The organism is Pseudoalteromonas sp. HF66 (genome assembly GCF_011806445.1).
GTDB lineage: Bacteria > Pseudomonadota > Gammaproteobacteria > Enterobacterales > Alteromonadaceae > Pseudoalteromonas > Pseudoalteromonas apostichopi.
On record NZ_JAATOU010000001.1, the window covers coordinates 311,909 to 326,211 of the forward strand.

Below are 14,303 nucleotides of genomic sequence, written 5' to 3' on the forward strand. Positions count from 1 at the left end.
GCGGTTACTCTGTTAACGGTAAAGTAAATTTAGCTAAGCGATTTTTGGCAAAATGTGAGGTATCGATGGTTTCGCCTTGAAACGTAATATCAACCACTTGATGTTTGCCTAATACAACATTAAATGGTTGGGGGCCGGTTACTTTCATGATGTAACCTGCTTTTTTAACGCCAAAAGCGATGCGATCGCCGTTGCCATCATGAATTTCTACCCAGCTATCTTCATTGAAGTGCATCACGACTTCACTGTGCTCAGGATCAGCCTTTTCAGTTTGTGGCTGAGCAGCAACTTGGCTTTGTGTTTCGTTGCTGGTTGTAGGCACATCTGCTTCAGGCTGAATGATTGTTTCTTCAGCAGGCGCTGCTACAGCTAAGTCAGGTGAAATATCACTGCTTTCAAGCTGGTTTGGCATCACCGTCGTTACCGGCTTCTCGATATTCTGGTTGCTATTTTGCCACCACCAAAACACAGATGAGCCAATGATCACCGCTAAGATAAAGTAGCTAAACAGCATTAAGCGGCTGTCATTAGCTTCTTTTTCAGTACGGCGAGAAAAGCTCTGCATTTTAGATTTCTTTGCAGGTTCAACGTGCTCTGGTAATAATTCGAGCATCGCTTGGCTATCGATTTTAAGCTCACGACAATAACTTTTGATATAGCCTTTCACAAAAGTTGCAGGGCCTAGTAGTTCATGCTCGTCATTCTCTAATCGTTGTAACTGTAAAACTGATAACTTTAATGCTCCAGCAAGTTGCTCAAGGCTCATGCCTGTGTCTTCGCGGCGCTTTTTTAGTGCTTGGCCGAGCGTTTCTTGCGGTTGTTCTAAATTGTTTTCTTCATTCATAATGCGTATGAGTCTGGATCTACCAATAAGAGTCTATGCCCAGGTTTTAGGGCTACATCTGGGCTCAATTTGTTCCAGCGCATTAACTGATCGATTAATACGCTATGCTGTGTGGCTATGCTATAAAGTGTGTCGCCATCACTGATATTGTGATAAATATTCGGATTGTTTAGAAAAATGCGAGTACCGTTTTGGACTCGGTCTGATTCTTTTAAGCCATTCCACTGCAAAATCTTCTGTAGTTTAACATTGTATCGCACCGAAATACTAAACAGGTTTTCACCATTTTCAATAATATGATACGGGATATTCAGCGCCGGTACATTTGCGTTTAGCATTGGTAAATTAAGCGGCTGATCCGTCACGCTAAAGTCAGTGTTATCTGCTGAAGAACTGCTATATTGACTGCCACTAAATACGTTTGCGTCTTTTTCTGCCTCATAAAACACCACAGTACCAGCATTTTTATTAGTGCTTGGTGTGCTTGCTGGCGTTTGTTGAACGTTAGGCGTTTGCGGCGCACCAAATGACACGATGGTCACTTCATCTGTTGTTTGTTTTTGTTGCTTTGCATTAACAGGGGATTGTTTAACTTTACGAGAGGTAACTGTTTGGAAGCCTTCGTCAGTTTGTTCAGTGAGCGTCTTAGGCGTTGTATTGAGCGGTTGTGTTGAGGCTAATGCTTTGGTTGCTGGCTTTTCTGCGCTGTCTGAGTTTACCTCAGCTGCTACCTGTTCATTGCTTCTGGCTACGATTTGTGACTCTTGCTCAGCAGCACCCACTGACGCCTCAGCAACAAGGGTTTGATTATCAGGAGCTTTTCTTTTCACTATGCGAATTTTTGGCTGATCTTTACTGACTATGCTGCTGTCGCTAGAAATTTTAAGCTCTTCTAACAGCGTTTGACGATATTTTTCACGTAGTATTTCAAATTCAGAACGTTTAGTTTGCCCAGAAGAAATGGCCTTTGCTTCTACTGAACCTGGGTAGGTTTGTAAAATGATTGCTGCGGTTGTTTCGGCTTTTTCAATATGGCCCATACGTTGCTGAATAAGGTAGCTGAGCATGAGTGCACGAGGGGTAACTCGACCAGTTGATTCGTATTTTTCAATCACCTCTTCAGCTTTATGAAGGTCGCTTTTAGCGTAATATAAACCGGCTAGGCTAATCATTGAAGAAGGGCGCTGCGAGCTGTGGTTTAGCGCTGATTTTAGGTATTTTTCTGCATTTTCAAAGTCATCAAATTCAATCGCACATAAGGCTAAGTTTTCGTAACTTTCAGCTACACGGATATAGCTAGGAACTGCGATCGCCTTAAGAAGTTCTTCTGCTGCACGGTCGTATTTGCCAATGCCACATAAAAAGACACCATAGTTATTTAAGGTGTTTGGATCATTTGGGGCGATTTTTAAAGCGCGTTGATAGGCTTTATCTGCTAGATCTGGTTCATCAACTTGTTGATAGTAATAGGCTAAAGAGTAGTGAACTTCAGGAAGGTCAGGTGCAAAGTCTGCGGCACGTTCTAGATTATATTTTGCTTGCGAGTTGTTGCCTGTTTTTAAGTACTGTAACGCAAGAGCGATACGAGTACGAGCAGCACCGGTATTATTAATCTTTTTTTCTACAACGGGTCTGTCGCTTCCGTCGTAGCTGTTTTCTGTAACACACCCTGTTAATGCGAATGCACTAACAGTAATGGCAAGTATAGAACGCATTACCTAATCTCTTCTTTGATTCCGTATGCCTATCTTACCGAAAAGCCTTTGTGTTGCATCTATTATTTTAAAATAACGTGTTTATCACAAAGGCTTATCTTTAAATATTCTGTTTATGCTTGATGAATATTTACCGCAATTGCGTTATCTTCGCGCATTTTCTTTTTCGCTAAACGCTTAGTACGGTCGACAACATCACCCACTAATTGACCACAAGCAGCATCAATATCATCACCTCGCGTACGACGAACAATACAGGTAATACCCGCTGCTTGTAATACTTTAGAGAAGCGGTCGATACGGCTATTGCTAGAACGGCCATATTCGTTACCCGGGAATGGGTTAAACGGTATCAGGTTTACTTTTGAAGGTGTCCCTTTCAAAGTTTTAACCAATTCATGAGCTTGATCTGTGCTGTCGTTAACACCTTGCAACATAACGTATTCGATAGTCACATCTTTGTTTGCTTTAGAGCCATCAATATAACGACGACACGCCGCTAAAAACTCTTCGATTGGGTACTTTTTATTAATAGGTACAAGTACGTCACGCAGCTCATTGTTTGGCGCATGTAATGAAATAGCGAGTGCTACGTCGATTTTCTCTTTTAATAAATCAAGAGCAGGTACCACACCTGATGTACTCAATGTCACGCGACGCTTTGATAAGCCAAAACCCCAATCATCCATCATTAGTTCCATCGCTGGCACTACATTTTTAAGATTAAGCAGAGGCTCACCCATACCCATCATTACCACGTTAGTAACTGGGCGTTTAGTGCTGTCGCCGTTTAAACCAATGTCTTTTGCAACACGCCAAACCTGACCGATGATCTCAGACACAGATAAGTTACGGTTAAAGCCTTGTTGTGCTGTTGAGCAGAAGGTACATTCAAGTGCACAACCTACTTGAGAAGATACACATAAAGTTGCACGGTCTTTTTCTGGGATCCAAACAGCTTCTACTTCTTGGCCACCTTGCAGCATGAGGGCGTATTTGATAGTGCCATCGCTTGCTTTTTGTCTAACTGAGATCTCAGGAGCAACAATTTCACATTCCGCTTTTAGCTTTTCTTTAAGCTTTTTGTTGACGTTCGTCATGTCGTCAAAATTGTCTACACCAAAATGATAAATCCATTTCATCACCTGATCACCACGGAATGGCTTTTCACCGAATGATACAAAAAGCTCTCGCATTGCATCTCGGTTTAAATCTAATAAATTAATCTTTTTTTCAGTGGTCATGAAACAACCTCAATCAGTGACGGTGGTAAAGTAGTTTGGGTGCGCGATTGTACATTATTTAATCGACTTAGTCATTAGCTAAACAGATTTACAATAGGCTTAGCTAATGACTAAAAAAGGGCTCGAAAGCCCTTTTTCTTCTGCATCACAGACTTAGCTGTGAACTCGAAATTAACGAGTACGTGGGCAGATTTCTTCGTCAGCGAAGAAGTATGCGATTTCACGTGCAGCTGATTCAACAGCGTCAGAACCGTGAACAGCATTTTCATCGATGCTGTCTGCGTAGTCAGCACGTAAAGTACCAGCTAGTGCTTCAGCAGGGTTAGTAGCACCCATGATTTCACGGTTTTTAAGTACTGCGTTCTCACCTTCAAGAACAGTAACCATTACTGGACCAGATGTCATGAACTCAACTAAAGCACCGAAGAAAGGACGCTCGCTGTGCTCAGCGTAGAAACCTTCAGCTTTTTCTTTTGAAAGGTGAACCATTTTAGCTGCAACGATTTTAAGACCAGCCGTTTCGAAACGGTTGTAGATAGCACCGATGTGGTTTTTTGCAACTGCATCAGGTTTTACGATTGAAAAAGTACGCTCTAAAGCCATCTTTATGCTCCAATAATTTTAAATTTAAAGGTTAAATATTAACGGGCGCGAATTATACGCGCTTTACATGAAAATTCCTAATTTTATTAAATAGTCATTTGGTGGCATTTTCATGAACCCTAAACACGCATAGCAACATGGGTATAAAATATGAGCGAATATTAGCAGCTAAGCACTTGTTATTGTTTATTTTATAGGTAATTATTAACTCAGGAAATTACAAAACTAATAAGGACAATAATTATGAAAAAGCTTTTACTAGTCAGTTTATTCGCAAGCTGTTTAGCGGGTTGTAATTCAGACTCAAACGATGAGCTTGAGTGCTCTCCTTACCCCATTGCAATCGATATTAATAATTATGTTGTAACCCCAGAGCAAAACGAGGTTAACACAGCACTCGCTTATGATGCCTATACCATAAAATTAGGCGGTGTTGGCGAAGGTGTTTATAGTGAAGGAAATGAGCCTGACCCTAATAAAGAGTACGCAGAGTGTGCTATCCCGGCAGTAGTGCTAGGGAGCGCAAATAGCATTACATCTATTAATATTTACTCAAGCGCTGATTACAACAGTGAATTCACCGCGGGGATGAGTTTAAATAGCGTGTTTGATATCACTGAGATGTTTGTGAATGATTTTAATTATTACAGTGATGGCAACTATGCCAATGTTGAAGACTTCACAAGCGTCGTACCCACTACTGCACCTATTTTTATTGAGCTAAAACCTAACCAAGCCCCTGAAGTTGAAAGTAGTCATATTTTTTATATCGATATTAGTTTTGCAAACGGCAAAACCTTTGCGCTTGAAACTGAAGAAGTACAGCTGTTTTAGCTTTTGTAATTAATAAGTCACATTTAGCATATAATATAACTATTTAATTATTAAAGAATATATGTTGTAGCTTTTTGTGCTGCTAACATTAGCAAATTCGAACCAATTACCCTGGATAGTTAATTGAGTTTGATCTTAAAAGGTGGCCATAGGATTGGTCACCTTTTTTCTTTTCTCTATAAGTCCATACTTAGTTCAATATTAATAATACTAAAATACTAGATGATGCTTGGTTTTTTAATATCTAAGTGCATGATTACATTTTGGTACAGATTGATACATTCTTCACTTTTGTAAATAAATATTTAACAGGTTGTTAATTAAGGCGTTTTTTTACAGTTAATTTAATCGTTATTCTCTGCGTGGTTTTTACCTTTTTTAGTGTATTGAATTCTCATTTTACTTCCTCTATTACTTATTTTTGTCACTCATAACTAATTGTATAAACTAAATATATTTTATTTTTGAGTGGTTTTAGCTGTTTTTATAAAAGCAAACAACAAGGAATTAATATGAAAAAAACGCAGTTAGGTTTGTTAATCACATCGTTCGCTATTATGGGTGGATGTGCCAAGTTAGACGCTCAAGTTAATGCTGGTGGTACTCTAAATTCAAAGGGTGGGGCAGGAAAAGCTGTGTTTGTAGCACATGCAGCTCGTTGTGATGGAGATGTAAGCGGAAAAGTAAATTACAAAGATATAACTGCATTAGATTGGCAGCAATCAGGAGGAGTATCATTCAACGCAAAAGTTTATGGTGCAGGTTTATGTAGTGAAGATCCTGTATCACCGGATGGGGCTGAATCTGGCGATGAGCGATTATTCTGTAAACAAGATATTTGTACTGAGGGGATGTATCAGGTTGAGTTTAATTATAACTCGACAAACCCTAGCTTGCCTGGGGAGGGGGTTGGCTTTGCGTGCATGATGGATATTTCTGAAGGTATTAAATCTGGATTTGGTGCAAATGGATTATTGAATGTGATGTTACTCGAGTCTGGACCATACCAAGGCTATAACAATGCCGGAACAATAAGTGGCAATGTACAGGTGAAAGATTGCCCAAACAGCAAAAATGACGACAACGCAGAGTAAAGAAGGACTTTAGTGATGATAAATAAAAAAACAGTTTTAGCAGCAAGCATTGCTCTTACTTTTAGCTTTCCTTCTTTAGCAGAGCAATCAATGCGAATTGTTCTAGAGGCGAATAGTAACAAAGCCTCAGCGCTTAAATCTGAGTTGATATCAAATAACATTAAAATAGAAAAAGAACTTAGATCACTAGAAAGTTTTGCAATTTCAATTGATAAAACTCAGTTAGCCAATGTTACAGGGCTTACAAACGTAAAGACTTTTTATCCGGATGTACCAAGAGAGTTAATGTCTGAAGGCGCTTCGCAATATATTCCGTATGGTTTAGCTATGGTTCAAGCTGATCAAGTTCAATATCAAGGCGGACAAAAAGTGTGTGTAATCGATAGCGGTTATGCCTTAGAGCACCCTGATTTGCCGAGTGCAGGTATTACTGGCTCAGACGATGGCGGTGCTGGTGTGTGGTATCAAGATCCATTTGGTCATGGAACTCATGTTGCAGGCACTATTGTCGCAATCGACAATGAGTTTGGTACGACAGGAATTGTCGATGATCATTCTTTAGATATGCACATTGTGCGTGTCTTTGCTGGTAATGGTAGCTGGGCTTACGCTTCCGATTTAGCAGGTGCGATTGATGAATGTCAGCAAGCCGGTTCAACGGTTATTTCTATGAGCCTTGGTGGGATGTACTCAAGCCCTATTGAAGAAAAAGCGTTAGATAAAGTTGCTCGTGCGAATATATTAATGGTTGCGGCAGCAGGAAATTCTGGTGAAGCTTCACATAGCTACCCTGCATCTTATGACAGTGTAATTTCAGTTGCAGCGGTTGATAGCACTAAAAGTCATGCAAGCTTTTCACAGCGAAGCAGTCAAATTGAAATAGCAGCGCCAGGCGTTAATGTTTTCTCAACTGTGCCTGTTGACCGCGCGCGCTTTTCAAAATTTAATGTCACGCAAGATAATGTTAATTTCCAATATTATGGTATGGATGGCTCGCGTTTTGGTACTGTTACAGGGGAGCTCGTTGATTGTGGTTTAGGTACTCAGAGCTGTGGAGATGTAACAGGAAAAATTTGTCTAATCGAACGAGGGGAAATTCCGTTCTATAAAAAAGTAGAACAGTGTGAAGCGGATGGCGGAGTGGGAGTTATTATTCGTAATAACAACCAAAGCCAGCTTATTGGCAATATTAACCCTACTACTATGATTGCTGGCTCTGTGACAAGAAATGAGGGCCTTAGTTTAATGGAAAACCTCGGTAATGAAACCACAATTACCGTAGCTGAATTTTCAGATCATGACTTTAAATCAGGTACGTCGATGGCAACTCCCCATGTTTCCGGTGTAGCTGCATTGGTATGGAGTAATTATCCTGAGTGTTCTGCAAATGGCATTCGTTTAGCATTAAGGGCATCTGCCGATGATCAGGGTGATATGGGTTATGACCATGCTTATGGCTGGGGCATAGTGCAAGCCAAAGCGGCTGTTGACTATATAGCTGAAAATGGATGTAAAGCACCTAGTAACGTATTACGTGGCGGGGATGGTTCAGCTCATTAACTTTTCCCCTATATTGTTGTTATGAACAAAGCGCTCATGGCGCTTTTTTCGTTTATCTCCTACTCATCAATAAGCTCTTGAAGCAATCATGATCTAGATCAATAAAATTACTGGGCAGATTATTATACTGCCGCGCTTCATTCTTGTATTAATTCATGCAACCGACTTGTACTCGGTTCGATGTGTGGAGCTTTCATGTCGTCACCTATTTTGACCCCTCGTCCTTTTACGCCTGAGTTGTTATCACCTGCGGGTAGTTTAAAGAATATGCGTTATGCCTTTGCTTATGGTGCAGATGCTGTTTACGCTGGCCAACCTCGTTATAGCCTTCGTGTTCGTAACAATGAGTTTGACCTAGATAACCTGCAGATTGGTATCAACGAAGCGCACGCGCAAAATAAAAAATTGTATGTGGTGTCGAATATTGCTCCTCACAATGCCAAAGTAAAATCGTACTTACGAGATATTGAGCCAGTCATTGCTATGCAGCCTGATGCGCTGATCATGTCTGACCCTGGGCTAATCATGCTAGTTCGTGAAAAGTGGCCAGATATGCCGATTCACTTATCGGTGCAGGCCAATGCGGTTAACTATGCCACGGTGAACTTTTGGGCTCAGCAAGGTATCGAGCGAGTTATTTTATCGCGTGAGTTATCGCTAGAGGAAATCGCTGAAATTCGCGAATTATGCCCAAATACAGAGCTTGAAGTATTTGTTCACGGTGCACTTTGCATGGCGTATTCAGGTCGTTGTTTGCTATCAGGTTATATCAATAAGCGTGATCCAAACCAAGGTACTTGCACTAACGCATGTCGCTGGAATTACGATGTGAAACCAGGCACCGAGAATGAAACTGGTGAAATGGTGCATAAAATCGACCCTAAAGCGGTGATCCCAACTCTCGGTGATGGTGCACCAAGTAACGAAGTGTTCATGCTTGAAGAGCAGGGCCGCCCTGGTGAGTACATGCCAGCTTTTGAGGACGAACATGGTACTTACATCATGAACTCAAAAGACTTACGCGCAGTTCAATATGTTGATCAGCTTACTAAAATGGGCGTTCACAGTTTAAAAATTGAGGGCCGTACTAAGTCTTTCTATTATGTTGCTCGTACTGCACAAGTGTATCGTAAAGCCATTGATGATGCTGTTGCAGGCCGTCCATTTGATGCCAACTTATTTAAAACCCTAGAAAACTTAGCTCACCGCGGTTATACCGAAGGGTTTTTAAAGCGCCATGCGCATCAAGACTATCAAAATTATGAGTATGGTCATTCTGTATCAGATAAGCAGCAGTTTGTTGGTGAAGTATTAGGGCGCACTAGTAATGGCTTGGTTGAAATTGATGTGAAAAATAAATTTTGTACCGGTCATTCACTTGAGCTTATGACACCTAAAGGCAACATCAACTTCAAGCTAGATTTTATGGAAAATAAAAAAGGTGAAGCCATTAGTGATGCGAAAGGCTCAGGACATATTGTGAAAATTCCTTTGCCAGAAGACCTCGATTTAGAGCATGCTATTTTGATGCGTAACCTAGATGCAGATCAAGACACCCGTAATCCATTCAATAAAGCTTAACTGAAAGGTGCGCTAAGTCACTCTTAGCGCATTTACTTCATCTTTTTTTAGTAATTCTCTGTCGTTACTGGTTATTTTTACTATCCTTTTTTCTAGGGTATTAATAAAACATAATCAAAAACTATAGTGAAATACGTCGTTCATCCATCACATCAAAGAGAGCTTTTACATACAGTACCTTTTATTGCGGTAGGTGTATTGCTGCTCGCCATTGTCTTGCTATTGGAGCAATTAGGTCTTATTGCTGCTATTCCTTTTTATATAGCGATGCATACCTGTGTCGAATTGTTCTCAGTTGTGATCTCGTTTTTAATTTTTGCTATTGGCTGGAATACTTGGCATTTCACTAATAACTACAAACTGTTACTGCTTTCTTGCACCATGCTTTGCGTAGCTATTTTCGACTCATTGCACTTTTTAGCATTTGACAGCATGCATGAAGGCGATGCTGATATGAATCTAGTCATTAGCCTTTGGTTAGTTGCACGGCTCTTTAATGGAGCTGCATTTTTAATTATTGCAGCAGGTATTTGGATCAAATATAAGCCGTTAAATGCGCGTGCTTTACTTACTTCTTTGCTGCTATTTAGTTTATTCATTGCGAGCTCACTTTTTTATTTTCCAGAGCTACTGCCAGAAATATATATTGAAGGAGTGGGTGGTAGCCATATTAAGTTTTTAATTGATTTGCTTGTTTTTGCGCTTTATGGTGCAGCCGCTGTAATGTTTGCAATACAGCTTCGCGAGCCTAGAAAAAACTTAAATATTGCTGGTAAAACAATCGTTTGTTTATTAGCTATTTTAAGTGAGGTCTGTTTTTTGGTTTTAAATGATGCGTCGCACACTACCAACACCTTTAATTTTTTTGGTCATGTTTATAAAGGGCTAACTTATTTTTTATTGTATAAGGTCCTCTTTGTTGAGACTGTAACAAAGCCTTATACAGCTCTAGATAACTTTTCTAAACAGTTAAAAGCAACACTCACGGCACTGCCTGATTCTGTTTTTGAACTTGAAAGAGACGGTACGTTCCGTGAAGTCTTCAGCGATAACTCAGATGGTCATATATTTACTAAAGGTATGGTCGGTCAAAATATTAGCAGTATGTTTGAGCAATCAGATGCAGATGACTTTATGCGTATGCTTATGGAGACTAAAAAGTCCGGTGTGTGTTTGGTAAATACCTTACCGATCACCATAAATGACAGATGTATTCATTTTGAGTTTTCGATAACTTTGTTCGATCATGAAAGTGATGGGCCAACATATCTGATTAATGCTCGCGATGTATCAGATAAAGTAGGCCGTATGGCAGCACTTGCACAGCAAAGTAAATTTAATCGAGGATTGTTACGGCTTACCGAAATTTCGTTTCAAGACGATCAAGATATTTTATTGAATTTTGCGGTAAATCAATCGCTTGAAATCACTAATTGCGATGGCGCAGCTTTGTTTCTTTGTAACGAACAAAAGCAACATTCCTATCGAGCAGAGCCAGGCACTATCTTTGATGTATGCACTGAGAAATTACAAGCTAAAATAGCGGCAGGTGAAGCTGTTATTGTTAACTATAAACATGCTAAAGAGTATGGCTTACCAAGCGACTCAAGCTCATTATTGGTGGTGCCGGTGATGCGCCATAGTCAATGCCATATGGCGATAATTCTTCAGCACCAAACGAAGGTTTTTAGCGAGCATGATAGGCGAATGCTGACTGTATGGGCCGAGTCTGTATGGCAGTGGTTTCATAAAATTAATCTAAATAAACGCATGCATTTATTGTCTCAAGCGGTTGAGCAAAATCCACACCCAATTATGTTTACAGATACAGATGCAAAAATTGAGTACATGAACCGCGCTTACCTAGAGATGTGCCAGTACGACTATGATGAACTAATAGGCCAAAGGCCCGATAAAATCAGTGCAGGGCAAACTGATTCCAGTGTTTACGAAAATATGTGGGAGCATTTAAAAAAACGAGAAGCGTGGGTTGGTGCATTGGTTAATAAGACTAAGCATGGCAAAGTGATTGTTGAGCAAACCACCATTTACCCATTGATGGATAAGCAAGGTTCGGTAACAAACTACATTTCATTTCAGCATGATGTAACGAAAGAAGTCGAAAGTGAAACGCTTATACATCAATTGTCTTATTATGATCAGCTAACAGGGCTTGCAAACCAAAACAAGCTGCAGATTGAATTTGAACAAACAATTAAACTTCAAGAAGATGTAAAAGCAGCTTTTATTTTAGTTGGTTTAGATAATTTTAAAATTCTAAATAAAGCACTAGGAATGGCTAACTGTAACCTTGTGCTGCAGAACTTGAGTGCACGAATTTGTAATTTTATGGGTGAGCATATTATAGTTGCTCGCTTGCAAGGAGACCGCTTTGCATTTATCACGCCTTATACTTCAACAGGTGCAATAAATAAGAGCTGTCACCACTTATTAAAGGTGATCAGTGAACCTCTTACGATTAATGATGATTTAATTGTTGTTACAGCTTCTGTTGGTGTTGCCTTGTATCCAATTGATGGGCAAAATTTTGAGCCTCTATTACAGATGGCTGAGTCAGCGATGTTTGAGGTTAAGCGACTAGGTCGTAATAATGCCTTATTTTACGCCGAAGAAATGAATAAATCTGGGCTCAGACAATTACAAATCATTAATGCACTTAATTTCGCTCTTGAAAATAATGAGTTTTATTTGGTATTTCAACCGCAAATTGATATTGCATCTGGCCATGCGGTGGCTGTTGAAGTATTACTACGCTGGCACTCAGCAACACTAGGTAATGTATCTCCTGCTGAGTTTATACCCCTTGCTGAAAGCAGTGGCCGCATTAGTGAAATTGATGACTGGGTATTCGAACATACCGTTAAAACAATTCGTCAATGGCGAGATGACAGCATGCCGCGTCTCACTTTTGCAATAAACTTGTCTGCAACTAAGTTTGTTAATAAACACTTACTCGGTGATTTAATATCGGTATTACAAACTTACTCCATTGAGCCTGAATGTATTGAGCTTGAGTTAACTGAAACAATAGCAGTAGGGAACCCCAAATTTGCATTAAACACTATAACAAAATTGCGTGAGGCAGGTTTTAAAATGTCGATTGATGATTTTGGTACGGGCTATTCGTCGATGAATTATTTAAAAGATTTTTCCCTTGATAAGCTAAAAATCGACAAATCGTTTATTGATGATTTAGAAACCCCCAGCGATGCAGACACTGCAATCGTTAAAGCTATGATTGATTTAGCCAGCGCATTAAGTATGGAGTCAATTGCAGAAGGAGTCGAGACAGAGCAACAGCTGAAAATACTTAAACAGCTTGAGTGTTCACAAGTACAAGGTTATTACTTCAGTAAACCGTTGCCAATAACTGAGTTGTACGAGTTTGTGAAATCGCCAAATACTCTAAAGCAGGATTATTGAAATTGACTGGCAAGCTCTGCAAGAGAAACTTCAGCAAATCGTTTTAATAATAGCGATTCTGCGTCATCCATCGCGTTTTGTATGGCGCTATTTACTGCATGTTCGATAGGGCAATTGCTGTGCTCATCGGTTAGACCTATAACAAATAGGTTCTTTTCGCCAAGTGCTTGGTGAATATCAAATAAGGTGATCTCAGTTAAGGGAGTTGCAAGTAGCCAGCCGCCATTGTGACCTTTAATAGCTGATACATAACCTGCTTGACGTAGTAATGCCATAGTACGGCGCACGACCACAGGATTGGTCATTAACATGTTTGCTAATGTCTCTGATGTGACAGGTTGGCTGTAACTGTCTAAATGGATCAGCACATGTAAAACCCGCGATAGTCGGCTGTCTTTTCTCATGTTAAATCGTCAAAATGCGTTTTTTGCAGTGTACCACGAACTGCTTAATATTGACCGTTTGAATTACCAAACTAATGCTCACTAAGCCAATCCCAAGCCAGCCAATTTGCTGAAATTGTTCATGTAAAATCACAATAGCAAGTATGGTGGCGATGATAGGCTCAAGCAAAGTAATGAGTACGGCTTGGCTGGCAGCGATGGTTTTTAAGCCAATACTAAATAGCCAATAACCTAAAAACATCGGCACAATGGCCATGTATAGCGCCACGCTGGTATTGGTAATTGTGGCAAACAGCGTATCCCCTGTAATTAATAATGATGGCAGGAGTACACAGGCTGCGCCACCAAATAGGCTAGCCATGGTCGCTCTTGAATGAACGCCGTTGCTAATTAAACGCTTGGCAACCCATGAATAACCGGCATAGGTAAGCCCTGCAATTAAGCCAAGTAAAATGCCGATGTTTTGGCTAAACAACCCCTCTGCAGCAGAGTTTGACTCTTTACCTAACGCGATTAAGCCTATGCCTATAGCGCCAAAGCAAAAGCTGACTAGCCAGCGAGTTGCAACGGGCTTTTTCTCAATTAAGTATTCCAATAAGACGGTAAATAAAGGTGCGCTGGCAATCGAGACAACGGTGCCTATTGCCACACCGGCACTATTCATTGAGGTATAAAATGCCAGCGGATAAATAGCCACACAAGCTGAACCTAATAGGATTAGGCGGTAATGTTGACTCAGTTTATTAGCATCATCTATCAGTTGTTTTATTGCGGTTAGGCAAAGTAGTACGCCGCCAAACCCCATTGCAAAAGCACCAATTGCAAAAGGGCTAATGTCTGGCGCAAAACTTGCGGCAGTGCCTGTTGTGCCCCAAAACACACTGGCAACTAACACGGCAATTGTAGCGATAGCGTGGTTCATCGATGATTCGCTTTAAATTTAAGGTATCAAAAGCATAATCAAAATTGATGCACAATTT

11 protein-coding genes are annotated in these 14,303 nt (G+C 40.3%); 5 read left to right on the forward strand and 6 right to left on the reverse strand.

Annotated elements, in window-relative coordinates:
• Positions 1–4: 4 nt before the first annotated feature.
• From HCZ11_RS01320 to ndk, 4 genes are all read right to left on the reverse strand, one after another.
• Entirely contained in the window at positions 5–844 is an 840-nt protein-coding gene (locus HCZ11_RS01320) for a RodZ domain-containing protein (protein WP_130052881.1), read from the reverse strand.
• A complete protein-coding gene (gene pilW, locus HCZ11_RS01325) occupies positions 841–2,559 on the reverse strand; it encodes a type IV pilus biogenesis/stability protein PilW (RefSeq protein WP_167657412.1) in 1,719 nt (572 codons plus the stop codon). The genes HCZ11_RS01320 and pilW overlap by 4 nt, the downstream gene beginning before the upstream one ends.
• Positions 2,560–2,672: 113 nt before the next feature.
• Positions 2,673–3,803 carry a bifunctional tRNA (adenosine(37)-C2)-methyltransferase TrmG/ribosomal RNA large subunit methyltransferase RlmN gene (locus HCZ11_RS01330; RefSeq protein ID WP_167657413.1) on the reverse strand — a complete coding sequence of 377 codons (1,131 nt, stop codon included), beginning with the start codon at positions 3,801–3,803 and terminating at the stop codon, positions 2,673–2,675.
• A gap of 171 nt (positions 3,804–3,974) precedes the next feature.
• The gene (gene ndk, locus HCZ11_RS01335; RefSeq protein ID WP_036972405.1) at positions 3,975–4,406 is read right to left on the reverse strand and encodes a nucleoside-diphosphate kinase; all 432 of its coding nucleotides are present in this window, start codon (positions 4,404–4,406) and stop codon (positions 3,975–3,977) included.
• A 243-nt stretch (positions 4,407–4,649) separates the two neighbouring features.
• Here ndk and HCZ11_RS01340 point away from each other — a divergent pair, with 243 nt between their 5' ends.
• The 5 genes from HCZ11_RS01340 (at position 4,650) to HCZ11_RS01360 (ending at position 12,919) form a co-directional block, all read left to right on the forward strand.
• Positions 4,650–5,240, forward strand: a complete 591-nt coding sequence (locus HCZ11_RS01340) for a DUF5034 domain-containing protein (RefSeq protein WP_167657414.1) — start codon at positions 4,650–4,652, stop codon at positions 5,238–5,240.
• A 512-nt stretch (positions 5,241–5,752) separates the two neighbouring features.
• The gene (locus HCZ11_RS01345) at positions 5,753–6,334 is read left to right on the forward strand and encodes a hypothetical protein (RefSeq protein ID WP_167657415.1); all 582 of its coding nucleotides are present in this window, start codon (positions 5,753–5,755) and stop codon (positions 6,332–6,334) included.
• Positions 6,335–6,349: 15 nt separating this feature from the next.
• The gene (locus HCZ11_RS01350) at positions 6,350–7,894 is read left to right on the forward strand and encodes a S8 family serine peptidase (RefSeq protein ID WP_167657416.1); all 1,545 of its coding nucleotides are present in this window, start codon (positions 6,350–6,352) and stop codon (positions 7,892–7,894) included.
• A 195-nt stretch (positions 7,895–8,089) separates the two neighbouring features.
• A complete protein-coding gene (yegQ, locus tag HCZ11_RS01355) occupies positions 8,090–9,475 on the forward strand; it encodes a tRNA 5-hydroxyuridine modification protein YegQ (protein ID WP_130052876.1) in 1,386 nt (461 codons plus the stop codon).
• 126 nt (positions 9,476–9,601) lie between these two features.
• Complete coding sequence (locus tag HCZ11_RS01360) at positions 9,602–12,919, forward strand: EAL domain-containing protein (protein WP_167657417.1); 3,318 nt, start codon at positions 9,602–9,604, stop codon at positions 12,917–12,919.
• On the opposite strand, the gene HCZ11_RS01365 is transcribed toward HCZ11_RS01360, so the two are convergent.
• A complete protein-coding gene (locus HCZ11_RS01365) occupies positions 12,913–13,323 on the reverse strand; it encodes an Rrf2 family transcriptional regulator (protein WP_130052871.1) in 411 nt (136 codons plus the stop codon). The two genes, HCZ11_RS01360 and HCZ11_RS01365, sit on opposite strands and share 7 nt — an antisense overlap.
• A 1-nt stretch (position 13,324) precedes the next feature.
• Entirely contained in the window at positions 13,325–14,245 is a 921-nt protein-coding gene (locus tag HCZ11_RS01370) for a DMT family transporter (protein WP_130052870.1), read from the reverse strand.
• Between the last annotated feature and the right edge of the window lie 58 nt (positions 14,246–14,303).

What these genes read in the sequence shown, in the direction of transcription:
- HCZ11_RS01320 (WP_130052881.1), bottom strand. Translation starts at nt 844, where the DNA reads ATGAATGAAGAAAACAATTTAGAACAACCGCAAGAAACGCTCGGCCAA.
- pilW (WP_167657412.1), bottom strand. Translation starts at nt 2,559, where the DNA reads ATGCGTTCTATACTTGCCATTACTGTTAGTGCATTCGCATTAACAGGG.
- HCZ11_RS01330 (WP_167657413.1), bottom strand. Translation starts at nt 3,803, where the DNA reads ATGACCACTGAAAAAAAGATTAATTTATTAGATTTAAACCGAGATGCA.
- ndk (WP_036972405.1), bottom strand. Translation starts at nt 4,406, where the DNA reads ATGGCTTTAGAGCGTACTTTTTCAATCGTAAAACCTGATGCAGTTGCA.
- HCZ11_RS01340 (WP_167657414.1), top strand. Translation starts at nt 4,650, where the DNA reads ATGAAAAAGCTTTTACTAGTCAGTTTATTCGCAAGCTGTTTAGCGGGT.
- HCZ11_RS01345 (WP_167657415.1), top strand. Translation starts at nt 5,753, where the DNA reads ATGAAAAAAACGCAGTTAGGTTTGTTAATCACATCGTTCGCTATTATG.
- HCZ11_RS01350 (WP_167657416.1), top strand. Translation starts at nt 6,350, where the DNA reads ATGATAAATAAAAAAACAGTTTTAGCAGCAAGCATTGCTCTTACTTTT.
- yegQ (WP_130052876.1), top strand. Translation starts at nt 8,090, where the DNA reads ATGTCGTCACCTATTTTGACCCCTCGTCCTTTTACGCCTGAGTTGTTA.
- HCZ11_RS01365 (WP_130052871.1), bottom strand. Translation starts at nt 13,323, where the DNA reads ATGAGAAAAGACAGCCGACTATCGCGGGTTTTACATGTGCTGATCCAT.
- HCZ11_RS01370 (WP_130052870.1), bottom strand. Translation starts at nt 14,245, where the DNA reads ATGAACCACGCTATCGCTACAATTGCCGTGTTAGTTGCCAGTGTGTTT.